Below are 24,121 nucleotides of genomic sequence, written 5' to 3'. Positions count from 1 at the left end.
GCTCCCTCCCCCACTCCACCCTGACGCCCCCCACCCCCGCGTCATACCCCAGGTGTACGTCGAGTTGGGCCCTCGGGTTGACGTAAGCGGGTGGCTGATTTGGTCAGATAGGGAATACGGAAATCACCACTCCTCACCGATTCGGGTGAGAATGGCGGCTTGAGCGGGGGACGTTGACCCGCGCGACGACCGGCCGCCGCCGACGACGGAGGTAAGGCACACATGGCACCGTACGCATCCGACGACAGCACGCCCGCCGGGAAGGCCGACGATCTGCGTGTCGGACGGCGCAAGGCCGTGCGGTACATCGTTCCGGTCACCGTGATCGGTGTCGCGGCGGCGACGATCGGGCTGGTCCCGGCGCTCGCCGACTCGGGCGACCCCGACCTGCCGAAGATCACCGCACAGCAGCTCATCGAGAAGATCGCCGCGTCGGACGTCCAGCAGCTGTCCGGCACGGTGAAGATCACCACCGACCTCGGCCTGCCCGACCTGGGCGGGCTGGAGAGCGGGCTCCTCTCCGGGGCGACCGGGGCCACCGGCGACGACGGCGGGTCCTCCGCCGACCCCTCCGCCAAGCTCACCGAACTCGCCTCCGGCACCCACACCCTGCGCGTCGCCGCCGACGGCCCGGACAGGCAGAAGCTGTCCCTCCTGGAGAACGCCGCCGAGTACAGCCTCATCCACAACGGCAAGGACGTGTGGGGGTACGACAGCGCCTCCAACGAGGTGTACCACTCCACCGTCGAACAGGGGACGGAGGCGGCCGAGCCCGTTCCCACCACGCCGAAGGACCTCACCGACGAAGCCCTGAAGGCCGTCGACGACACCACGTCGGTGACCGTGGACGGCACCGTCCAGGTGGCCGGCCGCGATGCCTACAAGCTGCTGGTCAAGCCCAAGCAGTCCGGTTCGACCGTCGGCGCGATCAGTGTGGCCGTGGACGCGAGGACGGGCCTGCCGCTCAAGTTCACGCTGACCCCGGCGAGCGGCGGCGCCGCCGTCGTCGACGCCGGCTTCACCCAGGTCAGCTTCGCCAAGCCGGGCGCCGCCACCTTCGACTTCACCCCGCCCAAGGGCGCGAAGGTGACGGAGGAGGACGGCGCGGACGCCGCGGCCGAGGCACCCGCGCCTTCCAAGGGCGACCTGGAAGGCGACTTCGCGAAGGACCTCGCCGGGCTCGACGTCCTCGGCGACGGGTGGACCTCCGTCGCCACCTTCGACTCCGGCGGCGAGGGCATGCCCTCCTCCGGCGACCTCCCCGACGCGGGTGGTCTCGGCGGGTTCCTGGGTTCCTTCGGCGACAAGGTCGACGGCAAGTTCGGCTCGGGCACCGTCTTCTCCACCCGCCTGGTCAACGCCCTGGTCACGGACGACGGCAAGGTCTACGTCGGCGCCGTCACCAAGGACGCCCTCGTGAAGGCGGCGAACACCGGGAAGTAGGCGCCGGGAGGCAGTCAGTACCCTGACGTGTCACCACCGATCGGGGGACGGGACGGGACGGGGGGCAGAGGACGGGGGAGCCGATGGATGACGACGACGAGTCGGCGGAGGCGGCGCTCGGGGCGCCGGGTCCGGCCGACGTGGACACCGTCATCCACACCCACGCCCTGACCAAGCGCTACCGCGGCGGACAGCTCGCCGTCGACGGCCTCGACCTGGCCGTCCCGGCGGGCAGTGTCTTCGGCTTCCTCGGTCCGAACGGCTCCGGCAAGACCACCACCATCCGCATGCTGATGGGCCTCATCGAGCCCACCTCCGGCACGGCGCGGGTGCTGGGGCACCCCATGCCCCGCGCCTCCCGCGCCGTGCTGCCGCATGTCGGCGCGCTCATCGAGGGCCCCGCCCTCTACGGCTTCCTCTCCGGCCGCGACAACCTCCTGCGCTACGACGCCGCCGATCCGACCGCCGACCCCCGCACCCGGCGTGCCCGTGTGGCCTCGGCACTGGAGCGCGTCGGCATGACGGCCGCCGCCGGCAAGAAGGCGAAGGCCTACTCGCTCGGGATGAAGCAGCGGCTGGGCCTGGCAGCCGCGCTCCTCCAGCCCCGCCGGCTGCTGGTCCTGGACGAGCCGACCAACGGTCTCGATCCACAGGGCATGCGCGAGATCCGCGTCCTCGTGCGGGAGTTGGCGGCGGAGGGCACCACGGTCTTCCTCTCCTCGCACCTCCTCGACGAGATCGAGCAGGTCTGCACGCACGCGGCCGTCATGGCACGTGGGCGGCTCCTCACCCAGGGCCCGGTGTCCGACCTGGCGGCCCGTGCGCGTGGGCGGCTGGTCGTGACCACCCCGGACGCGGCGGACGCGGCACGGGTGCTGAAGGAACAGGGCGTGGCGGACGTGGTCGTCACCGAGGACCGGGTGACGGGCGAGCCCGCCGACCGTGAACTCGCCGAACTCAACGAGGCGTTGGTGGCGGCAGGTGTCCGCGTGCGCGGCTTCGGCGTGGAACGGGCCTCCCTGGAGGACGCCTTCGTCGCACTGACGGGGGAGGGCTTCGATGTGGCGGGCTGAAGCGAAGGCCGTACCGGTGAAGGCCGCACCAGGCGAGGCCGCCTCGGTGGAGGCCGCCTCGGTGGAGGCCGAATCGGGGGAGGCCGCCTCGGTCGAGGCCGCCTCGGTGGAGGCAGCACCGGGACAGGCCGCACCGGTGGAGGCCGCATGGGTGGCGGGCGGCGCAATCGGCCGCCCCGTCAGCCGGCTGTGGACCCTCGGACTCTTCCGCAGCGAGCTGACCATCACCCTGCGCCGCTGGCGGACCCTCGCCCTGCTGGGCGTGCTGGCCGCCGTGCCGGTGCTGGTCGGGATCGCCGTGAAGATCGAGACCGGTGACGGTTCGACGGCCGGTCAGCGGGGCGACGGCGGCGCGGGGCCGGCCTTCATGGCGCAGATCACCAACAACGGCCTGTTCCTGGTCTTCACCGCGCTGGCCGCCACGCTCCCGTTCCTCCTGCCGATGGCCGTCGGCGTCGTCGCGGGGGACGCGGTCGCCGGCGAGGCGAACTCCGGCACCCTGCGCTATCTCCTCGTCGCGCCCGCCGGCCGCACCCGCCTGCTGCTGGCCAAGTACGCGACCACGGTGACCTTCTGCCTGCTGGCCACCCTGGTCGTCGCGGTGTCGGCACTGGCGGTGGGTGCGCTGCTGTTCCCGCTCGGCGACCTCACGACCATCTCCGGCACCCGTATCTCCCTCGCCGACGGCCTGGTGCGGGCCTTGTTCATCGCCCTGGCCGTCACCGCCTCGCTGCTCGGCGTGGCCGCGCTCGGACTGTTCGTCTCCACGCTCACCAACAGCGGCATCGCGGCCATGGCGACGACCGTGGGCCTGCTCACCACCGTGCAGATCCTCGACCAGATCCCGCAGTTGCACGCGATCCAGCCCTACCTCTTCTCCCACTACTGGCTGTCCTTCGCCGACCTGATGCGCGAACCCGTCTACTGGGTGGAACTCCAGAAGAACCTCGGGCTCCAGGCGGTGTACGTCGCCGTCTTCGGCTCGGCGGCCTGGGCGCGCTTCACGACGAAGGACGTCACGGCGTAACCCCCGCGCGGCCCGGCCTCTGCGGGGCCCGGCGCCCGCGGTCAGTCGGTCTCGAAGGTGTAGCGGGCGAGCGGCGCGGGCTGCGCGAAGAAGGTCTTCGCGCGGGCCAGGGCCTGCGTGTCGTCGAGGACGTCACCCGGCTTGCTGCCGTTGCCGAGCAGTACCCCGCCGAACCGCATCCCCATGTACGCGGCCGAGTTCCTCAGCGCGCCGACCAGCGGATCGGCCACCGCCTGCCGCTCCTCGGCGAGCGCGGTGACTCCCCACAGGGTGCGCCCGGCCAGGGTCGCCTTGAGGTCGACGCCGGGGGTGCGCAGCCAGCCCGACCAGTAGTCCAGGTAGCGCTTGGCCTGGCCGGACAACGTGTACCAGTACAGCGGCGAGGCGATCACGATGTCGGTCGCCGCGAGTGTGGCGTCGAGCAGCCGGGCCACGCTGCCCTCCGTGGGACGGACGTGGTCGCTGTCGTGGCGCAGGTCCTCGAAGTCGGGCAGCGGATGCTCGGCGAGGCTGATCCACTCCTGCGCGACATCGGCGGGGAGTTGCTCGGCGGCGGCGCGGGCCAGTTGCTCCGTGTTGCCCTCGGGGCGGCTGCTGCCCAGTACGAACAGAAAGCGTCGGGTGCTCATGGGTTCCCCAAATTGTCGGCGTGCGACTGTAAGGCGCACGTGCATTATATGTATGTGCAAGCATTAACGCCAAGGGGTTGGCAGGGGGACCGGGGGCGCAGGGTCACCGGGAGTGCGGAGGGTCGAGGGCGCCGAGGGTCAGGGCTTCGAGGGGGCGCCGAGTATCCCCGCCCGTGCCTCCGCGGCCGCCGCCACGGCGAGCAGCGCCGCCTCCCGCCCGTGTGCCGCCACCACCTGGAGCCCCACCGGGCAGCCGTCCTCGCCGATCCCCGCCGGAATGCTGATCGCCGGATGCCCGCTCAGGTTGAACGCCCACGTCAGCGCCGTCGAATAGCGGTCTCCGGGGCCGTCGTGGCCGTGCGCGGGATGCGGGGTGGTAGGGGTCAGCAACAGGTCCACCCGGCCGAAGAGGGCGGCCAACCGACGGTCATTGACATCCCGCACACCCCGCACATCCCGCACACCCCGCACATCCGAGATATCCCGCACACCCGGGGTATCCCGTGCATCCGGGGTATCCCGTGCATCCGGGGTATCCCGTACATCCCGTACGTCAGGCAGGCCCCGTACGCCCGAGGTGGCACCCGCCGCGCGGAGCGCGAGCCAGGCGGGCGCGGGATCCTCCAGCCGCAACGGCACCTCGCACCGCGGCAGCCGTACGACACCGGTCTCCACGAGGCGGGCGAAGGCGGTCCGCGCGAGGTGCAGGGGCTCCGGGTCGGGGTCGGCGAACCCGAGACCGGGGGAGAAGACGGCGGTGAGCGGCCCGAGTCCGGGTCCCTGGCCCTCCCCGGACAGCACCCTCCAGTACGCCGCCGCGTCCGCCGCGTACCGAACCAGTACGCCCGGCGCCGCGAGCCCCGTACGGTCGGCGGACGGGAAGCGGCCGTTCGTGACCTTCAGGCCGACGACGCCGCACCAGGCCGCGGGGATGCGCACCGAGCCCGCGCCGTCGCTGCCGGTCGCCAGCGGCACCAGGCCGGCCGCGACCGCCGCCGCCGAACCGGCCGAGGACCCGCCGGGAGTGCGGTCGGCGCGCCAGGGGTTGACGGTATGGCCGTGTGCGCCGAGTCCCCAGGTCTGCCAGGGAGTTCCGGGTCCGGGCACGGCCGTCGCACCCACCGGTACGCAGCCGGCGGCCATCAGCGCCCCCGCCGTACGCAGCCCGTGCCGGCCCTTGACGCCGATCGGCACCCCGGCCAGCGCCGGCCGCTCGCCCGCGGCGATCCGCGCGTCGACCTCGGCCGCCCGCTCCGCCGCCGCGTCCTCCCACACCTCGGCGAACGCGCCCAGCGCCCGGTCCTCCCGCCGGATCCGCTCCAGCGCCCCGGCCACCGCGTCGACGGCCCGCAGCCGCCCCTCCCGGACGGCGGCGGCGAGCCCGACGGCCGAGGCGGGGGGCATGGGCGGCGCTGCGCTCAGCGCGTCCGCCGGGCGGCCGTGCTGGTGAGGCGGACCAGGGGTTCCGTCTCGCGGGGCGGGGTGCCCGACAGGTCACCGAGGCGCCAGTCCGGTACCCAAGGCACCCGGTACACGTCGATGACCGACTCGATCAGCCGTACCCGCTGCGCGAGTTGGCGCGGCAGCCGGCCCGGCGCGTCCGCGACCAGCACGACCGCGTCCAGATCGAGGCCCGCCGGGGCCTGCCCGCGCCGGAAGACCTCCAGGGTCCGCAGCACCGACTCCAGTCCGGACGCGTGGGTGCGGCCCACGAGCAGCACGGACGGCGGGACGTCCGCGCCGGGCCAGTCCCGTCCGCAGTCGTGGCCGCCGTAGACCGCGGCGAGTGTGGAGGCGCCGGCCCCGCCGTGCGTGCCGAGCCAGGAGAAGCGACGGGGTCCGGGGGGCGAGGGGTACGGCCCCGGTGGGGGCTCCGGCGCCGGCACCGGGCCGCGGATCCAGATCTCCGGTCCCGGCAGCCGCCCGTCCGTCGTCCGCATGCCCCGCACTCCTCGTCGTCGCCACCGCCCGCCCGCGCCGCCGGACCGTCGCCGGATCCCCGTGACCGCGCGGGCCTTGGAACGAGGCTGTGACGTCGCGGTGACGTGCGAACCGGGCACGGCCGGAGAGACTCAACAGTACGTGTACGTGTGGGTGCACGGGTGATGAGCACAACGTACGTGCACGGCGACGTGTCAGGGTGAGGAACCGATGTCTCGACTCAGCCGCGAGAAGAAGCGGGCACAGAAGTACGACGGGCGTCCGGCCGTCGCGGTGGCGCCGCTCGACGTGCACGTCCTCGGGGGCGGGCCGGCGAGCATCGGCGGCGTCCCCGTCGTCGCCGCGGACGGGCAGGAACTCCAGCAGGCCGTCCTCGGCCATCTGCACCGCATCGCCCTCGCCACCGGGCACCCGGTGCTCGCCACGGTTCACGACGAGCGCATCGGCTACGTCGTCCCGCTGCGCGTCGAGCCGGACGGTTCCAGCCACTTCGCGGGGGAGCCCCTACGGGTGGCCCCGCCGAGGGAGCCGGGCGACCGGCCGTCGGCCCCGCCCACGGCGGCATCGCCCACCGCGGCCCCGCTCACTGCGGCCCCGCTCACCGCGGCGCCGATCGCGCCGCCCTCGGAGCTTGCCGAGGCGGCCGTTCCGCCGGCACCGACCCGGCAGGACAAGCCCACGCACTTCCTGCGCCGCCAGCAGGCGGAGCCGGCGCATCCGGCGCATCTCGCGCCTCCCGTGGAGCCGGCGGAGCCGGTACATCCGCTGGAGTTGCTGCATCCGGTGGAGCTGGTGCATCCGGTGGAGCCGCAGGACGGGATCCCGGGCGCAGCCGTCGCTCCGACCGGCGTGTTCGGCCCACCGCCGGTGATGGACCGGATCCCCGAGGACGCCCGCCCCCACCCCGACCCCCCCACCCGACCCTCCCCGCCCCCGAAGCGGCCCTGGGGATCGACCCCGGGCCGAGCCCAGGCCGACTCCCGCCCGTGGCTTCGACGCCGTGGCGGAGGCCGTGCTCGGGGACGATCCGCGCTCGCTGCCCGGGGTCGACGGGGCGCCCGCGCTGCTCGGCGAGCCGATGGCGCGGATCAACGAGGCCGTACGGGCGGGACGTACGGACACGGCCGCGGCGCTCGCGGAGCGGACCGTGTCCGAGGCTTCGGCGACGCTGGGGCCGGAGCACCCCGAGGTGCTCGCGTTGCGGGAACTGGCCTCTTACATCGCCTACTTGGCCGGAGACCCGGTCCGCTCCTTCCACCTCTCGCTCGACCTGGCCCGCATCCACCACGGCAACCGGGACGCGGAGGCCGCGTACGGCAACGTACAGAGCGCGGCGACGGCCTGGCGTGCCGTGCGGGACCCCTTCCAGGGCCTGAACCTCGGCACCGAACTCCTGACCCTGTGGACCGAGTTGGTCACCGACGGCGGCCCCGCCGCCGAGGACGCCGAGGAACTGGATTCGGCCACGTCCCGGATGACCCGGCTGGCCCGACGGGCCCGCGACTCGGGTACGGGCCCGCAGGGACAGGGCGTGGGCCCGCGGGGGTGAGGCGTGGGCCCACGGGGGTGAGGCGCGGGGCTACGGGGGTGAGGCGCGGGCCTACTGCGACAACGTCCACACCGCGTGTGCGAGCGCGTCCGCGTTGCGGTTGAGGGCGGTGTCGTTGACGTTGGCGGTGGTGTCGCAGGAGGAGTGGTAGCAGCGGTCGAAGGCCTGTCCGGCCGTACCGCCCCACTTGGTCGCCTGCGCCGCCGTCTTCGCGCGGCTCGCCCCGGTGAACAGGCCGCCGACCGGGACGCCCGCGCTCTTGAAGGGCGCGTGGTCGGAGCGGCCGTCGCCCTCGGTCTCGATCTCCGTGGCTACGCCGATGCCCGCGAAGTAGTCCTTGAAGGTCTTCTCGATGGCCGGGTCGTCGTCGTAGACGAAGTAGCCGGGATTCGGCGAGCCGATCATGTCGAAGTTGAGGTAACCGCTGATCCGGGCGCGGTTGGCGGCCGACAGGTTGTTCACGTAGTAGCGCGAGCCCACCAGACCGAGTTCCTCGGCGCCCCACCAGGCGAATCGGAGATGCTTGGTGGGCTGATAGCCGGTGCGGGCGACGGCGAGCGCGGCCTCCAGCACGGCCGCCGAGCCGGTCCCGTTGTCGTTGATGCCGGCGCCGGAGCTGACGCTGTCGAGGTGCGAACCGGCCATGACGACCTGGTTGGTGTCGCCGCCGGGCCAGTCGGCGATCAGGTTGTAGCCGACGCGGCTGGACGCGGTGAACTGCTGGATCGTGGTGGTGAATCCGGCGGCGTCCAGCTTGGCCTTCACGTAGTCCAGGGAGGCCCGGTAGCCGGTGCGGCCGTGGGCGCGGTTGCCGCCGTTCGCGGTGGCGATGGACTGGAGCTGCGTCAGGTGTGCCTTGACGGCGGTCACCGGGATGTCGGGTGCGGCGGCGATCGCGACGGGCTCGGGGGCGGGCGCCGCCCCGGCTATGGATCCGGTGGCGAGCAGCGTGACGGCGGCGACGACGGCGGTCGCCGACGCCCGCCCGGAAACGGAGAGCTTCATGGTGGGGGGCTCCGAGTTCCAGAGGGGTCCCCCGTGGGTTGCCACAGGGAACCCACAGTGAATGGGGTGCCTGGATGGTGAAGCTGTGGCCAACTCTTCGTCAAGAGCGGTATCTGGACAAGGAGTTCACATAGCGGAGCCGTCGTCGCCGGGCGGCCGTGCACCCCTTGAGCCACGGTCGCCGGGCGGCCGTGCACCCCTGGAGCCGTCGTCGTCCCGGTGCCGCGCATACCGGGATCCGCTTACGCCCCCGCCACGCGCCTGTCTCGCCCCCCGCCCCCGCGCCTGTCTCGGCTCAGTGCACGCAGAACTCGTTGCCCTCCGGGTCCGCCATCACCACCCAGGCCCCGGAGGGCTCCGCCACCTCCCGCAGCACCCTCGCCCCGAGCGCGGTGAGCCGCTCGACCTCGCTCTCGCGCCGCCCCGCACCGGGGTGCAGGTCGAGGTGGAGCCGGTTCTTGACCGACTTCTCCTCCGGCACCCGCTGGAACAGCAGCCGCCGCCCCAGCCCGGTGCCGCTGTCCGCGTCGAAGGGGTCCGCGGGATGCCGTACGGCGATCAGGTCCCGGAAGGCCGGGCGGCCGTGGTGCTCCAGCGTGGCCGCGCCGGGCAGTGCGCCGAGTCCCAGCAGACGCTCGATGAGCGCGCTGTTGTCCTCGACGGTGTAGTGCAGCGCGGCGGCCCAGAAGTCCGCCTGCGTGTGCGGGTCGAGGGAGTCGACGACGAGTTTCCAGTGGACGGGCGTGGGTTCGTTGCGGGTGTCTCGCTCATGTAACCAGTTATATTGGTTACATGAGCGAGCGGGCAACGGAAACGCCGGGACACGCGAAAACATCGGGATCGTCTACATCGCCGAAAGCACGTGCCGCACGACCCGGCCAGCCGTCACCGCCCAGCCAGCCGTCACCACCCGGCCAGCTCTCACCACCCGGCCAGTCGTCACCGGTCGACGAGTCGGCACCAGCCGGCCAGTCGTCACCACCCGGCCCGCTCCCCGGCCTGATCCTGGTCTCGCGCGACGGCAAGCCCTACCGCTTCGACCCGGGCGCCCTCTGCCTGGAGCTGCTGCCCACCGGCGGTCCCGGCGCCTTCGCCCGCTTCGAGGTGCTGCACGAACCCGCCGACCTCGCGGCCTGGGCCGCCCGCAGCAGACTGTCCGAAGGGCTGGAACTCGCCGTGTCCGAAAGGGAGTTGGTCCGCGCACGGGAGGTACGTGACGCCCTCTTCCTGCTCACCGCCGACCGGGCCCACGGCCGCCCGCAGCGGCCGGAGCACCTCGACGTCCTCAACGCGGCCGCGGCCGAGGCCCCGCTCGTCTCCCGCCTCACCCCAAACGGAACCCGCGCCTGGGCCCCCGACGCCACCGGCACCCAACTGCTCTCGACCGTCGCCCGCGACGCGATCGACCTCTTCACCGGGCCGCACGCGCACCGGGTCCGCGAGTGCGGCGCGCACGACTGCAGGCTGCTGTTCGTCGACACCTCCCGCCCCGGCCGCCGCCGCTGGTGCGCGATGGAACACTGCGGCAACCGCGAGAAGGTTCGCGCCCACCGGGCCCGCGGACGGCTTACGGAGAGCTAGTCTCCCGCTCGTCGTACACCGCCCGCGCCGCCGCGACCGTCCCCTGGTAGTGGTTCCGTCCAGGTCACCAGGGACCGGTGGCGGGGTGCAGGGTGCCGCCCGGGGGCTGGATGCGCACTCGCCGCGCGGCGAGTGCGCGCCGGGTGCACGGTCCGGCCGACCAGGCCGTCGCGCTCCGGCTGCGCAGGTGACGGTGAGCACGCGCAGGCAGACGCCGTCGATCTCCCGCCCGTCGACCCTCGCGGCGACCGACGGGGTGGCCGAGGCGGAGCAGGGGCCGACGAACGGCCTGCCGCACACCTCGACCCGATGCGGTCCGGCCGGCGGGACCCCCGCCGCGACCGCCGCCTACGGCTTGGTGATGGGGGAGACCTCCGGCGCCTCGACCGCGGACGGCACGCTCTCCGCCTTCCGTACGGCGCCGGCGGTGCCCGTCGGCACGGTGGAGCCCGTCGGTACGGTGGTGCCCGTCGGTACGGTGGTGCTGGGCACCCTGGTCTCGGCGGCGAGGCTCCGGGCGGCCCGGGCCGAGCGGGCCGTGCGGACCGAGGAACGCCACGCGTCCCCGGTGAGCAGCACCAGCGCCAGCCAGACCAGCGCGAAGCCGGCCCAGCGCTCGGGCGGCATGGCCTCGCCGAAGTAGAGGATGCCGAGCAGGAACTGGAACACCGGCGCCATGTACTGCAACAGGCCCAGCGTGGACAGCGGCACCCGGATCGCCGCCGCGCCGAAGCAGACCAGCGGCAGCGCGGTGACGATGCCGGTGGAGGCGAGGAGGACCGAGTGCCCGACGCCCTCACCGGTGAAGGTGGAGCCGCCGTGGCTGGACAGCCACAGCAGATACCCGAGCGCCGGCAGGAACTGGATCGCGGTCTCGGCGGCCAGCGACTCGACCCCGCCGAGGTTGACCTTCTTCTTCACCAGCCCGTAGGTGGCGAAGGAGAAGGCCAGGCAGAGCGAGATCCACGGCGGGCGGCCGTATCCGACGGTCAGCACGAGGACGGCGGCGAGGCCGATGCCGACCGCCACCCACTGCACGGGCCGCAGCCGCTCCTTCAGGAGCAGGACCCCGATGGCGATGGTGACCAGCGGGTTGATGAAGTAGCCGAGAGACGCCTCGACGACGTGGCCGCTGTTCACGGCCCAGATGTAGACACCCCAGTTCACGGTGATGACGCCGGCGGCGACCGTGACGAGGGCGAGCCGACGCGGCTGGCGCAACAGCTCACCGGCCCACTTCCAGCGCCGTACGACGATCAGCGCGGCGGCGACGAAGGCGAGGGACCACACCATGCGGTGGGCGAGGATCTCGGCCGCGCCGGCGGGCTTGAGCAGCGGCCAGAAGAGGGGGACGAGGCCCCACATCCCGTAGGCGGCGAAGCCGTTCAGCAGGCCGATCCGGCCCTCACCACCCTTGGACGTCCCGGTCACGGGCCTCCTCCTTCTCACGACCTCACGACAGGCATGCGTGGACGAAGGTAACGCCGGACGCCCCCGCCTGTCATGCCCGTATCGCCATACGGTCGTGACAGGCGGGGGTCGGGAGGCCGGTCGGAGGTCCTGCGAGGCCGGCCCGGGGGCCGACCCCCGAGGTCAGCCCTTCAGCGCGGCGGCTATCGCCTCGGACAGCGGGGTGGTCGGGCGGCCGGCCAGGCGGGACAGGTCACCGGTGGAGACGACCAGCTCGCCCCTGGCGATAGACGCGTCCACACCCGCCAGGATCGCGGCGAACGGCTCGGGCAGCCCGGCGCCGGTCAGGATGCCGACCAGGGTCTCGGCGGGCACGGCGCTGTAGGTGATCTCCTTGCCGGTCTGCCGGCTCAGCTCGGCCGCGTACTCCGCGAAGCTCCACGCCTCGTCGCCGCCCAGCTCGTACGTCGTGTTCTCGTGCCCCTCGCCGGTCAGTACGGCGACCGCGGCGGCCGCGTAGTCCGCGCGGGCGGCGGAGGAGACGCGCCCGTCACCGGCTGCGGCGACGACGGCGTTGTGCTCCAGCACCGGGGCGAGGTTCTCGGTGTAGTTCTCGTGGTACCAGCCGTTGCGCAGCAGGCTGTAGGGCAGCCCGGAGGCGAGCAGCGCCTTCTCGGTGGCGCGGTGGTCGTCGGCCAGCGCGGCGCTCAGGCTGCGGCCGCGCTGGTGTACGCCAGCAGTGCGACGCCGGCCGCCTTCGCGGCGTCGATGACGACCTGGTGCTGGGCCGGGCGGCCCTTGTCGAACTCGTTGCCCGAGATCAGCAGCACCTTGTCACCGGCGGCGAACAGGCCGTCGAACGTCTCGGGTGCGTTGTAGTCGGCGACCGCGAGCTTCACGCCCCGCTCGGCGAGGTGGGCTGCCCTGGCCTTGTCGCGCACGACGGCCGTGATCCCCTCGGCGGGGACCTTCTCCAGCAACTGCTCCACGACGTGACGGCCGAGGTGTCCGGTGGCTCCGGTGACGACGATGCTCATGGTTCAGAACTCCTTGGGGGGTGCGGTGTGCAACTAACCCTAAGGCCTGCGCTAACTTCTGGAAAGTACCCACTTTCAAGTAAGGTACTGGTGTCAAGGTAAGCGCACTGACGCCGGTGGCGCGGTGTCAGAGCCACGGTGTTCTGCGATGTCCAGTGCCGGGATGTTCAGTGCCGGGATGTCCAGTGCCGGGATGTCCAGTGCCGGGATGTCCAGTGCCGCGGTGTTCAGTGCCGCGATGTCCGGTGCTGGGTCCAAGTGCCACGGTGTCCCGCGGGCGCGAACACAGAGGCCCGGAACCTCCGCGGTCCCGGGCCCGTGTTCACGCCAGACGTGCTTGGTCGCTCAGCCGCCGTTCAGTCGTTGTACGTCGTACAACCGGTCGTTCAACCGGTTGTACAGCCGGTCCGGTCGTTCAGCCGACGACCGTCCAGGTGTCCCCGCCGGCCAGCAGCGCCGCCAGGTCCCCCTTGCCGTGCCGGTCGATCGCCTCGTCGAGCTGGTCGCTCATCTGGGTGTCGTAGACCGGCCGCTCGACGGAGCGCAGGACCCCGATCGGCGTGTGGTGCAGGGTGTCCGGGTCGGCCAGCCGGGACAGTGCGAAGGCGGTGGTCGGGGACGTGGAGTGCGCGTCGTGGACCAGTACCTCGGACTCGTTCTCCGGGGTCACCGCCACCACCTTCAGATCGCCGGTCGCCCGGTCCCGCACGACCCCCTTGGACCGGTCACCGCCGAACCGGATCGGCTGCCCGTGCTCCAGCCGGATCACCGCCTCCTCGGCCGACTGCCGGTCCTTGAGCGCCTCGAAGGCACCGTCGTTGAAGATGTTGCAGTTCTGGTAGATCTCCACCAGGGCCGTGCCCGGATGGGCGGCGGCCTGACGCAGCACCTCCGTCAGGTGCTTGCGGTCGGAGTCGATCGTGCGCGCCACGAACGACGCCTCCGCCCCGATCGCCAGCGACACCGGGTTGAAGGGCGCGTCCAGCGAGCCCATCGGCGTCGACTTGGTGATCTTGCCGACCTCGGAGGTCGGGGAGTACTGCCCCTTGGTCAGCCCGTAGATCCGGTTGTTGAACAGCAGGATCTTGAGGTTCACATTGCGCCGCAGGGCGTGGATGAGGTGGTTGCCGCCGATGGACAGGGCGTCCCCGTCCCCGGTGACCACCCACACGCTCAGGTCGCGCCTGCTGGCGGCGAGCCCGGTCGCGATGGCCGGGGCCCGGCCGTGGATCGAATGCATCCCGTAGGTGTTCATGTAGTACGGGAAACGCGAGGAGCAGCCGATGCCCGAGACGAAGACGACGTTCTCTCTCGCCAGCCCCAGCTCCGGCATGAAGCCCTGGACGGCCGCCAGGATCGCGTAGTCACCGCAGCCGGGGCACCAGCGCACTTCCTGATCGGACTTGAAGTCCTTCATGGACTGGCGGCCCTCGGCCTTGGGGACGAGTGAGAGCGCCTCGATCGTGCCCGTGCCTTCCGTGGACGTGTCAGCCATCGATGGCCTCCTTGAGCGCCGAGGCGAGCTGTTCCGCCTTGAACGGCATGCCGTTGACCTGGTTGTACGAGTGCGCGTCGACCAGATACCTCGCCCGGATCAAGGTGGCGAGCTGGCCCAGGTTCATCTCCGGGATCACGACCTTGTCGTACGCCTTCAGGACCGCGCCCAGGTTCTTCGGGAAGGGGTTCAGATGCCGCAGATGGGCCTGCGCGATCGGCTCCCCGGCCGCCCGCAGCCGCCGTACGGCCGCGGTGATGGGCCCGTAGGTGGAACCCCAGCCCAGGACCAGGGTCCTCGCCCCGTGCGGGTCGTCGACCTCGACGTCGGGCACGTCGATGCCGTCGATCTTGGCCTGCCGGGTGCGCACCATGAAGTCGTGGTTGGCCGGGTCGTAGGAGATGTTGCCGGTGCCGTCCTGCTTCTCGATCCCGCCGATACGGTGCTCCAGACCCGGCGTGCCCGGCACCGCCCACGGCCGGGCCAGGGTCTGCGGGTCGCGCTTGTACGGCCAGAAGACCTCGGAGCCGTCCTCCAGGGTGTGGTTGGGGCCCTGCGCGAACCGCACGGTCAGATCCGGCAGCTCCTCCAGCTCGGGGATGCGCCAGGGCTCGGAGCCGTTGGCGAGGTAGCCGTCGGACAGCAGCATCACCGGCGTGCGGTACGTCAGGGCGATCCGGGCCGCCTCCAGGGCGGCGTCGAAGCAGTCAGCGGGTGTGCGGGGCGCGACGATCGGGACCGGGGCCTCGCCGTTGCGCCCGAACATCGCCTGGAGCAGGTCCGCCTGCTCGGTCTTCGTGGGCAGACCGGTCGACGGCCCGCCGCGCTGGATGTCGATCACCAGCAGCGGCAGCTCCAGCGACACGGCGAGCCCGATGGTCTCCGACTTCAGCGCCACACCGGGACCGGAGGTGGTGGTCACCGCCAGCGACCCGCCGAACGCCGCCCCCAGCGCCGCGCCGATGCCCGCGATCTCGTCCTCAGCCTGGAAGGTGCGTACGCCGAAGTTCTTGTGCTTGCTCAGCTCGTGCAGGATGTCCGAGGCAGGCGTGATCGGGTACGAGCCCAGGAACAGCGGAAGATCGGCCTGCCGGGAGGCGCTGACCAGCCCGTACGACAGCGCCAGGTTTCCGGAGATGTTCCGGTAGGTGCCGACCGGGAACGCCTTGGCCGCCGGAGCGACCTCATAGCTGACGGCGAAGTCCTCGGTCGTCTCGCCGAAGTTCCAGCCCGCCCGGAACGCGGCGATGTTGGCGGCCGCGATGTCCGGCTTCTTCGCGAACTTCGACTTCAGGAACTTCTCCGTCCCCTCCGTCGGACGGTGGTACATCCACGACAAGAGGCCGAGCGCGAACATGTTCTTGCTGCGCTCGGCCTCTTTGCGGGTGAGGTCGAAATCCTTGAGAGCCTCGACGGTCAGAGTGGTCAACGGGACCGGGTGGATCTGGTAACCGTCGAGGGAACCGTCCTCCAGCGGCGAGGCCGCGTACCCCACCTTCTGCATCGCCCGTTTGGTGAACTCGTCCGTGTTGACGATGATCTCCGCGCCGCGCGGCACATCGCCGATGTTGGCTTTCAGTGCCGCCGGATTCATCGCGACCAGCACATTGGGCGCATCACCCGGCGTGAGGATGTCGTGGTCGGCGAAGTGCAGCTGGAACGAGGACACGCCGGGAAGGGTGCCGGCGGGCGCACGGATCTCGGCGGGGAAGTTCGGCAGGGTCGACAGGTCGTTGCCGAACGACGCCGTCTCCGAGGTGAAACGGTCACCGGTGAGCTGCATACCGTCACCCGAGTCCCCCGCGAACCTGATGATCACCCGGTCGAGACGGCGTACGTCCTTCGCCCCGCCCGGTTTGCGCTGCTCTCCCACGACGGCTGCATCGGTTCCGTCGGTTCCGTCGGCCTGTTCCGCTGGGCTGCTGACCTGACTGGTCACTGAACTGGACCTCCCTAGAGGCGGCTGTCCGTGGGAGAGGCCTTCCCGAAGGCCCTCCCTGGATCAACCCTACGTCTGTAAGGGTCGCCTTCCCTCGGCCATTCGTATGACGGTCACTGCCCCGAGACGGCCCGACGCCCTGACTTGCCATGATTTCCGACTGCCCAGGATGACCAAGAAGGCACGACGAGGAAAACCGGTCATTCCGAGACGGCCGACGTGACGACTGCCGCGGTGGTCACGGCCCGACGGATGAAGACCGCCACCGCCACCGCCATTGTCATCGCCATCGTCACAGTCACCGTCAGTGTCGTTGTCTTGTCATTGTCATTGTCATTGTCATTGTCATTGTCACGAATTGAGATAGGTGAGGACCGCGAGAACGCGACGATGATCTCCGTCGCTCGGGGACAGGCCGAGCTTCGAGAAGATATTGCTGACGTGCTTCTCCACCGCGCCGTCGCTCACCACCAGCTGCTTCGCGATCGCCGAGTTCGTCCGCCCCTCGGCCATCAGCCCCAGCACCTCCCGCTCCCGCGGGGTCAGCCCGGCCAGCACGTCCTGCTTACGGCTGCGCCCGAGGAGTTGCGCGACCACCTCGGGATCGAGGGCCGTACCCCCCTCGGCCACCCGCACCACCGCGTCCACGAACTCCCGCACCTCGGCCACCCGGTCCTTGAGCAGATACCCCACGCCCCGGCTGGAACCGGCCAGCAGCTCGGTGGCGTACCGCTCCTCCACGTACTGCGACAGAACCAGCACGCCAAGCCCCGGATGCGCCTTGCGCAGCAGTACGGCGGCCCGCACCCCCTCGTCGGTATGCGTAGGGGGCATCCGTACGTCGGCCACGACCACGTCGGGCAGCGCGCCCTCGGCGTCCAGCTCGGTGATCGTCTTCACCAACGCCTCGGCATCCCCGACCCCGGCGACCACCTCGAGCCCCCGGTCCGTCAACAACCGCGTCAGCCCCTCCCGCAACAACACCGAATCCTCGGCAATGACCACCCGCACCCTGACCTCCACGCTCGCCGGCCCCCAGCCACCCGTCACCCACAGAACACCCCCAGCATTTCAGCAAACCCCCCACCCGCGCCCGGACAACGACGGACTCAGCGGGGGAGGAGGGAAACGCCTGACGGGCGGTGGCGTCGAGGGGCGGGGCGGCAGAGTCCGCGGGGGTGCGGGGACGCGGCCGCGCGCCAGTCAGGTGCGGCGCCTTGTCGGGGTAGTGGGGCGGGCCCACGGAGACCGAGGAACGTGGTCCCTGAGAGGGACAGGCGCGGGCCCTTGCAAGAAGGGAGGTGCGGAGTGGAGCCCGTCAGGAGTGCGGGGGACGGAGTCCCCGCGAGGCGCCCGAGGGCGGTGGTTCGCCGTGGGGGAAGCGGCCGCCTGCCCAGGGGGGCAGGCGGCCCCCGGTACGGGGTGCAGGGGACGGAGTCCCGGCCGCGGTGCGGGGGCGGAGCCCCGGTGGGGTCGAAGGGGCGGAGCCCATGGAGACGGGAAGGGTAGGGGCGGAGCCCCTGGGGACGGGAAGGGTAGGGGGCGGTGGGGGGCGAGCAAACCGGCGTGGGGCGAGCCAAACCCCCTGCCCCACCCCGCCGTCCACTGCTACTGCCCCCGCCGCCAAGGCAACTCCGCCGTCACCCGCGTGGGCCCCCCGGCCGGCGAGTCCACCACCAGGATCCCGTCCACCGCGTCGAGCCGCCCGGCCAACCCGGCCAGCCCCGACCCGCCGGAGGCATCCGCCCCGCCCACCCCGTCATCACTCACCTGCACCATCAACCGCTCGTCCACCCGCCACACATCCACGGCCGCGGACCTCGCCCCACTGTGCTTGCTGACGTTCTGAAGCAGCTCCGACACCGTGAAGTACGCGATCCCCTCGATCGCCGCGCCGGCCGCTCCACCAGGTCCACCTCCACCTGCACCGGCACCGTGCACCGCGAGGCAACCGACGACAACGCCGCGTCCAGCCCCCGGTCGGTCAACACGGCGGGATGAATCCCGCGCGCCAGATCCCGCAGCTCCTGCAACGCCGTCTTCACCTCTCCGTGCGCCTCGTCCACCATCCGCGCCGCCTCCCGCGGATCCTCCCGCAGCTTCTCCTTCGCGAGCCCCAGATCCATCGCCAGCGCGACCAGCCGGGCCTGCGCCCCGTCGTGCAGGTCCCGCTCGATACGCCGCAGGTCGGCGGCCGCCGTGTCGACCACGACCCCCCGGTCGGACTCCAGCTCCACCACGCGCGACGCCAGCCGCGACGGCCCGAGCAGCCCGTGCACCATCACCCGGTCCACCGTCGTCAGCGCCCGCACGATCCACGGCGTGGCCAGCGTGAACAACAGCCCCACCAGCGCCGTCACGGTGATCTCGAACGGGTTGTCCAGGTACACGCGGTGCCCGTCGTCGCCGTACAGCTGAAGGCCGCCCTGCCCGCCGTACAGCGGGAAGAGCCAGAACCACAGCGGATACGTCAGCGTCGCCCAGCCGTACACCCAGAAGGTGATCGCGACGGAGAAGGAGAACACCGCCCACGGCAGGTGCAGCACCGCGTACAGGACGTGCCGCCAGGACGTGCCGCTCCTGAGCACCGCGCCCATCCAGGACATCGCCCCCTTCCCCCGCGGCCGCAACGGCTCCGGCGTGGCCACGTCCAGCCCGAGCAGCCCCCGCGCCCGCGCCCGCTCCACGCTCCCGAAGCCCCGGCACGCCGCCAGCCCCGCCGCCAGCACCGGCACCCCGAGGAACGTCACCAGCAGGCCCGCCCCCACCGACAGCATCGTGACGGCGAAGGTGAACAGCATGATGCTGATCGGCAGGCTCAGCAGCACGTAGGCGAACTCCCGCCACGCCCGAGCCTCGACCGGCGCCCGCAACGCGGCCGGCAGCCGGTGCCGACGACGCTCCCCGGACCCGGCCCCCGGCACCTCACCCTGCCGCGACCGGTCCCCGTAGCTCCCGGAGTCCCGGTAGTCCCCGTAGTCCCCGTACTGCCCGTACTGCGTGGCCATCGGCGTCGTCCGTTCTGCTTGTCGCGTCCGCAGGTGTCGTCCCCTACCTCCACCCTCCTCGGAGGCGGCCCCGCGGACCATGGAGTCCGTCGGCCTCTTGGAAGGGGGGTTTTCCCTACCTCAGGACTTCAGCGCTCCCACCCCGGGGGTCCCACCCCGGAGATCCCCTTACGGCTCCGCGGGGATCGATCCCGGGTCGGTCCCGGAGCTGTCCCGGATCGGTCCCCCACGCCGCCCCCTACGCCGTCGGCTCCGTCCGGTCCCGCCAGGGCAACTCCGCCGTCACGGTCGTAGGCCCGCCGACCGGGGAGTCCACGATGAACAGCCCGTCGACGGCGCCCAGCCGGTCCGCCAGCCCCCGCATCCCCGTCCCGCCGTCGAGCCGCGCACCGCCCCGGCCGTCGTCCTGCACCTGGATGAGCAGCCGGTCCTCCACCCGCCACACGTCCACGGCCGCCGACCGCGCCCCACTGTGCTTGCTGACGTTCTGGAGCAGCTCGGAGACGGTGAAGTAGGCGATGCCCTCGATGGCCTGCGCCGGCCGCGCCGGCAGATCCGCCGTCACCTGCACCGGCACCGTGCACCGCGAGGCCACCGACGACAGCGCCGCGTCCAGCCCCCGGTCGGTGAGTACGGCCGGATGGATCCCCCGCGCCAGGTCCCGCAGCTCCTGGAGCGCGAGCTTCACCTCGCCGTGCGCCTCCTCGACCATCACCGAGGCCGCGTCCGGGTCCTCCAGCAGCTTCTCCTTGGCCAGGCCCAGCCCCATCGCCAGATTGACCAGCCGCGCCTGCGCCCCGTCGTGCAGATCCCGCTCGATGCGCCGCAGATCGGCCGCGGCGGTGTCCACCACGATCCCCCGGTCGGACTCCAGCTCGGCGATCCGCCGCTCCAGCTCGTCGGACGGGCACAGCAGGGCCCGCACCATCGCCCGGTCCGCGTTGGTCAGCCCCCGGGCCAGGAACGGCAGCACCGGCCACAGCACGAACAACGACGTCAGCGTCACCGCGAAGGTGAGGATCCCCCACGGCAGCCGGATGAAGTCGTACAGCACCGTCCGCCAGGCCACCGGGTCCTTCAGCACCAGCCACATGCCCTGGAAGACGTTGCCCGCCCGGCGCAACGGCAGCGGGCTCGGCTCGTCGACCCGCACCGCGAGCAGCATCCGTGCCCGGCCCCGCTCGAACCGGCCGATCAGCCGCGCCCCCAGCAGTCCCAGCGCGAGCACCGGCAGCCCGACCACCGTGAGCGTCAAGGTGGCGCCGGTGAACAGCACCGTCATCACGTAGGTGAAACCGACGACCGACATCGGCAGGTTCGTCAGAAGGTGTGCGATCTCCTTCCACGTCCGCGGGTCGTAGGCGAACCGGACGCGCGGCAACTGCTCGTCGGCCCCCGGCGCGTCCCGGCCGGCGGCGGACTCGACGGGCACGGCGCGCGGACGCACGGCCGTGGAAGCGGGTTTGGATACGGTCATATGGGTTAGCGTGCCGCGCGAGACGCCCCCGCGCCATGGAGTTCGCCGCCAGGAGTCCCTGGGGAAAACCCCACCCCCGTTGCCTCAGCTGTGACGGCCTGCTTACCGTGCCTTTATCAGGCCCTAGACTCCCGTGCGTACAGATCGTCGAACAGGCCGAGGTCGGGTCGGGGAGCGAGGGACGGACCGTGCCGCAGTCGTCGCAAGCAGCGCTGAGGGAACCGACGGTCGTCGTGGCGTCGGACTACTTCGACTCCTACGCGGTCGTCGGACTCCTCGCCGTCATCGGCGTGCTCTTCGTCGCGGTCGCGTTCGGGGCGGGCCGCCTGCTGCGCCCCGTGGTCCCGACCCCCGAGAAGCTCCTGACGTACGAGTGCGGCGTCGACCCCGTCGGCGAGGGCTGGGCCCACACCCAGGTCCGCTACTACGTCTACGCCTTCCTCTACGTCATCTTCGCCGTCGACTCGATCTTCCTGTTCCCCTGGGCGACGGTCTTCGCCGCCCCCGGCTACGGCGCGGCCACGCTCGTGGAGATGTTCATCTTCCTCGGCTTCCTGGCCGTGGGCCTGCTGTACGCCTACAAGAAGGGCGTCCTGACATGGACGTGAACCCGCCCGCCCCCGAGCCGGTGCTGCTTCCCGAGCCGAAGCGGCTGGGTGCGTTGTCCCGCCTCGCCCCCGAGCCGATGAAGGTCGTCCTGAACTGGGGCCGCCGCTACTCGCTCTGGGTCTTCAACTTCGGCCTCGCCTGCTGCGCGATCGAGTTCATCGCCGCGTCGATGGCCCGCCACGACTTCATCCGTCTGGGCGTCATCCCCTTCGCGCCGGGCCCGCGCCAGGCCGACCTGATGGTCGTCTCGGGCACGGTCACGGACAAGATGGCCCCGGCCGTCAAACGCCTCTACGAACAGATGCCCGAACCGAAGTACGTCATCTCCTTCGGCGCGTGCAGCAACTGCGGCGGCCCCTACTGGGACTCCTACTCCGTCACCAAGGGCGTCGACCAGATCATCCCGGTCGACGTGTACGTCCCCGGCTGCCCGCCGCGCCCCGAGGCGCTGCTCCAGGGCATCCTCAAACTCCAGGAGAAGATCGCGCGCGAGTCGCTGGGGGAGCGCTACGCCACCGGCACCGACCGCCCTTCGGCGGCTGCCCTCCAGAGCGGGCTCGTACGGCCGCCGGCCGCGGAGGGGGACGCCCGATGACCACCGTCGGCTGGCTGCCCGCCCCCGCCGAGGAACTCTTCGGCCCGGAGGCCACCGCCGAGGAGTCGTACGAGGTCCTGACGGTCGACGTACCGCCGCAGTCCTGGACCGAGGCACTCCTGACCGCCCGCGACCGGCTGGCCTGCACCTACTTCGACTGGCTCAGCGCGGTCGACGAACCGGACACCGGCTTCCGCGTCTGCGCGCACGTCGTCGCCCTGACACCGGTCCGCCGGCTGCTGGTGCGCACGACCGTCCCGCACGAGGCCCCGACGCTCGCCTCCGCCGTCGACGTCTACGCGGGCGCCGCCTGGCACGAACGCGAGACCCACGAGATGTTCGGCGTCGTCTTCGCCAACCACCCGGCCCTGGACCACCTCCTCCTCCCCGAGAACTTCGAGGGCCACCCCCTGCGCAAGGACTTCGTCCTCGCCGCCCGCGTCGCCAAGGCCTGGCCCGGCGCGAAGGAACCCGGCGAGTCCGAGCACGGCGGCCCCCAAGCGCCGCCAGATGCTCCCCCCCGGGCGTCCCCGACCCCAACGAGTGGGGCCCCCTGAAGGGCCAACCCGAGCAGAAGGGCACCGGCCGCTGGACCGTGCAGATCGCGCTGGACCTCGGGGTGCCGGTGTCGGGCATCGCGGAGACGGCGTCGGAGGGCTCGGCGGCCAGGCCACGGATCAGCCGGCTGTCGGCCAAGCCCCGCGCCAGCCGGTCAGCCAGGAGGCCGGCCGGCCTGCCGCCGCCGCGGAGACACCGCCGACCGCGGCCGACGGCCCCGCACGACACGCCCGGACGGCCGCCGAGGGCTCGGCCGGCCAGGCAGCCGACCAGCCCCCCGGTCCGGCCCGCCGCCCCCCCGCCGGTCCCGAAGCGTGAGCCAAGGGTCTGCTTCGCAGCGGGCAGAGGGCACGTCCCCGGAGGCCCCGGCGTCGGACGGGACGGCCCAGGACGAGACAGGCACCGGGCCCACCGCTCCGGAGTCCCCGACCTCAGACGGGACGGCCCAGCCCCCGGCGGACCCGCGCCGCACGTCCCAGGGCTCGCCCGGCCGGCCGTCGGCCACCCCCCGGCGGGGCACCCCGCAGCGCCGACGCCCCCTGGCACCACGCCCGCCCCGCCTTCCAGGACCCGGACCGGGACCCGAAGCACCCCGAGCCCGAGCAACCGGCGACGCCCCAAGAGCCCGCTCCCGAGAACGACCCGCCCGACAACGACCCCTCCGACAAGGACACCCCGGCGAACCCCCAGGGAGGCCCGCAGTGAACGACGCTCTCGACGTCGCCCTGCGACTCCTGATCGTCTTCGTCGTCTTCCTCACCTTCCCCCTGATCGTCGGTCAGGCCGAGCACAAGGTGATGGCCCACATGCAGGGCCGCCTCGGCCCGATGTACGCCGGCGGCTTCCACGGCTGGGCCCAGCTCGTCGCGGACGGCGTGAAGTTCGCGCAGAAGGAGGACATCGTCCCCGCGGGCGCGGACCGCCGTATCTTCCAGCTCGCTCCCGCCGTCGCCCTGCTCCCGTACCTCCTGGTGCTCCTCGCGATCCCCATCGGCCCCGGCGACGGCGCCGTCGGCGAGGTCGTCGACGCGGGCGTCTTCTTCGTCCTGGCCGTCATGGGCGTCGGCGTCCTCGGCTCCCTCATGGCCGGCTGGGCCAGCGCGAACAAGTTCTCCCTCCTCGGCGGCCTGCGCACCGCCGCCCAGCTCCTCGCCTACGAACTCCCGATGCTGCTCACCGCCGCCTCCGTCGCCATGGCGGCCGGGACGGTGTCCCTCCCCGGCATCGTCGACGCCTTCGAGTGGTGGTGGCTGCCCTGGCAGATCGTCGGCGCGATCGTCTTCTTCATCGCCGGCCTCGCCGAACTGCAGCGCCCCCCGTTCGACATGCCCGTCGCCGACTCGGAGATCATCTTCGGTGCCTACACCGAGTACACGGGCCTCCGCTTCGCCCTGTTCCTCCTCGCCGAGTACGCCGGGATCGTCGTCCTGTGCGGTCTGACCACCGTCCTCTTCCTGGGCGGCTGGCACGGTCCCTGGGGCGCCGACGGCCTCGGCTGGGTCTGGACCCTGCTGAAGTCGGCCGTCCTCGCCTTCGTCGTGATCTGGCTGCGCGTCACCTACCCGCGACTGCGCGAGGACCAGCTCCAGAAGCTCTCCTGGACCCTCCTCGTCCCCCTTTCCCTCGCCCAGATCGCCCTCACCGGCGTCGTCAAGGTGGTGATCTCCTGATGTCCCGCCCGTCACCCGACCACCGCCCCGCAACGACGTCCTCCGGGCGGCCCCGCCTGTCGATTCCTGGCTCCG

19 protein-coding genes and 2 pseudogenes are annotated in these 24,121 nt (G+C 72.0%); 9 read left to right on the top strand and 12 right to left on the bottom strand.

Going from position 1 to position 24,121, the window contains the following annotated elements; all coding sequences use genetic code 11:
• The first annotated feature begins 222 nt into the window (after positions 1-222).
• The 3 genes from BM536_RS32260 (at position 223) to BM536_RS32250 (ending at position 3,543) form a co-directional block, all read left to right on the top strand.
• Complete coding sequence (locus tag BM536_RS32260) at positions 223-1,443, top strand: LolA family protein (RefSeq protein ID WP_073499514.1); 1,221 nt, start codon at positions 223-225, stop codon at positions 1,441-1,443.
• An 83-nt stretch (positions 1,444-1,526) separates the two neighbouring features.
• Positions 1,527-2,516, top strand: a complete 990-nt coding sequence (locus tag BM536_RS32255) for an ABC transporter ATP-binding protein (RefSeq protein WP_073499512.1) — start codon at positions 1,527-1,529, stop codon at positions 2,514-2,516.
• Entirely contained in the window at positions 2,503-3,543 is a 1,041-nt protein-coding gene (locus BM536_RS32250) for an ABC transporter permease (protein ID WP_245873893.1), read from the top strand. The genes BM536_RS32255 and BM536_RS32250 overlap by 14 nt, the downstream gene beginning before the upstream one ends.
• A 41-nt stretch (positions 3,544-3,584) precedes the next feature.
• Here BM536_RS32250 and BM536_RS32245 read toward each other — a convergent pair whose 3' ends face one another.
• The 3 genes from BM536_RS32245 to BM536_RS32235 form a co-directional block, all read right to left on the bottom strand.
• The gene (locus BM536_RS32245; protein WP_073499510.1) at positions 3,585-4,172 is read right to left on the bottom strand and encodes a flavodoxin family protein; all 588 of its coding nucleotides are present in this window, start codon (positions 4,170-4,172) and stop codon (positions 3,585-3,587) included.
• Positions 4,173-4,310: 138 nt separating this feature from the next.
• Complete coding sequence (locus tag BM536_RS32240; RefSeq protein ID WP_094103806.1) at positions 4,311-5,576, bottom strand: amidase family protein; 1,266 nt, start codon at positions 5,574-5,576, stop codon at positions 4,311-4,313.
• A 14-nt stretch (positions 5,577-5,590) separates the two neighbouring features.
• A complete protein-coding gene (locus tag BM536_RS32235; RefSeq protein WP_094103805.1) occupies positions 5,591-6,112 on the bottom strand; it encodes a hypothetical protein in 522 nt (173 codons plus the stop codon).
• Positions 6,113-7,113: 1,001 nt separating this feature from the next.
• On the opposite strand from BM536_RS32235, the gene BM536_RS44465 reads away from it, so the two are divergent.
• Complete coding sequence (locus BM536_RS44465; RefSeq protein ID WP_342748855.1) at positions 7,114-7,662, top strand: hypothetical protein; 549 nt, start codon at positions 7,114-7,116, stop codon at positions 7,660-7,662.
• A gap of 51 nt (positions 7,663-7,713) precedes the next feature.
• On the opposite strand, the gene BM536_RS32225 is transcribed toward BM536_RS44465, so the two are convergent.
• Complete coding sequence (locus BM536_RS32225) at positions 7,714-8,667, bottom strand: M28 family metallopeptidase (RefSeq protein ID WP_073498738.1); 954 nt, start codon at positions 8,665-8,667, stop codon at positions 7,714-7,716.
• 295 nt (positions 8,668-8,962) lie between these two features.
• Entirely contained in the window at positions 8,963-9,475 is a 513-nt protein-coding gene (locus tag BM536_RS32220) for a VOC family protein (protein ID WP_073498739.1), read from the bottom strand.
• 197 nt (positions 9,476-9,672) lie between these two features.
• On the opposite strand from BM536_RS32220, the gene BM536_RS32215 reads away from it, so the two are divergent.
• Positions 9,673-10,248 (top strand): CGNR zinc finger domain-containing protein, encoded by a 576-nt coding sequence (locus BM536_RS32215; RefSeq protein WP_073498747.1) that lies wholly within the window; start codon positions 9,673-9,675, stop codon positions 10,246-10,248.
• A gap of 348 nt (positions 10,249-10,596) precedes the next feature.
• On the opposite strand, the gene rarD is transcribed toward BM536_RS32215, so the two are convergent.
• From rarD to BM536_RS32180, 7 genes and pseudogenes are all read right to left on the bottom strand, one after another.
• Complete coding sequence (rarD, locus tag BM536_RS32210) at positions 10,597-11,679, bottom strand: EamA family transporter RarD (RefSeq protein ID WP_073498741.1); 1,083 nt, start codon at positions 11,677-11,679, stop codon at positions 10,597-10,599.
• 162 nt (positions 11,680-11,841) lie between these two features.
• Positions 11,842-12,695: pseudogene (locus tag BM536_RS32205) on the bottom strand (SDR family oxidoreductase).
• Positions 12,696-13,110: 415 nt separating this feature from the next.
• Positions 13,111-14,190: a 2-oxoacid:ferredoxin oxidoreductase subunit beta gene (locus tag BM536_RS32200; RefSeq protein ID WP_073498743.1), complete on the bottom strand. Its 1,080-nt coding sequence runs from the start codon at positions 14,188-14,190 to the stop codon at positions 13,111-13,113.
• Positions 14,183-16,129, bottom strand: a complete 1,947-nt coding sequence (locus tag BM536_RS32195; protein WP_073498745.1) for a 2-oxoacid:acceptor oxidoreductase subunit alpha — start codon at positions 16,127-16,129, stop codon at positions 14,183-14,185. The genes BM536_RS32200 and BM536_RS32195 overlap by 8 nt, the downstream gene beginning before the upstream one ends.
• 351 nt (positions 16,130-16,480) lie before the next feature.
• Positions 16,481-17,152: a response regulator transcription factor gene (locus BM536_RS32190; RefSeq protein WP_094103917.1), complete on the bottom strand. Its 672-nt coding sequence runs from the start codon at positions 17,150-17,152 to the stop codon at positions 16,481-16,483.
• Positions 17,153-17,737: 585 nt separating this feature from the next.
• Positions 17,738-19,137 (bottom strand): annotated as a pseudogene (locus tag BM536_RS32185) (sensor histidine kinase).
• A 238-nt stretch (positions 19,138-19,375) separates the two neighbouring features.
• Positions 19,376-20,614, bottom strand: coding sequence for a sensor histidine kinase (locus BM536_RS32180; RefSeq protein ID WP_073499891.1), 1,239 nt, complete (start codon positions 20,612-20,614; stop codon positions 19,376-19,378).
• 212 nt (positions 20,615-20,826) lie between these two features.
• Here BM536_RS32180 and BM536_RS32175 point away from each other — a divergent pair, with 212 nt between their 5' ends.
• The 4 genes from BM536_RS32175 (at position 20,827) to BM536_RS32160 (ending at position 24,046) form a co-directional block, all read left to right on the top strand.
• Entirely contained in the window at positions 20,827-21,222 is a 396-nt protein-coding gene (locus tag BM536_RS32175; RefSeq protein ID WP_073499893.1) for an NADH-quinone oxidoreductase subunit A, read from the top strand.
• On the top strand, positions 21,213-21,818 hold the full coding sequence (locus BM536_RS32170) for an NADH-quinone oxidoreductase subunit B (RefSeq protein WP_073499889.1): 606 nt from the start codon (positions 21,213-21,215) through the stop codon (positions 21,816-21,818). Before BM536_RS32175 ends, BM536_RS32170 begins: the two co-directional genes overlap by 10 nt.
• Positions 21,815-22,375: an NADH-quinone oxidoreductase subunit C gene (locus BM536_RS41945; RefSeq protein ID WP_245873891.1), complete on the top strand. Its 561-nt coding sequence runs from the start codon at positions 21,815-21,817 to the stop codon at positions 22,373-22,375. Before BM536_RS32170 ends, BM536_RS41945 begins: the two co-directional genes overlap by 4 nt.
• Positions 22,376-23,077: 702 nt before the next feature.
• Positions 23,078-24,046: a complex I subunit 1/NuoH family protein gene (locus BM536_RS32160; RefSeq protein WP_073492983.1), complete on the top strand. Its 969-nt coding sequence runs from the start codon at positions 23,078-23,080 to the stop codon at positions 24,044-24,046.
• Positions 24,047-24,121 lie beyond the last annotated feature (75 nt).

Origin of the sequence: Streptomyces phaeoluteigriseus (genome assembly GCF_001896135.2) — a bacterium.
Lineage (GTDB): Bacteria > Actinomycetota > Actinomycetes > Streptomycetales > Streptomycetaceae > Streptomyces > Streptomyces phaeoluteigriseus.
Note: the sequence above shows the minus strand (reverse complement) of the source record. Positions and strands in the feature narration are given on the sequence as shown.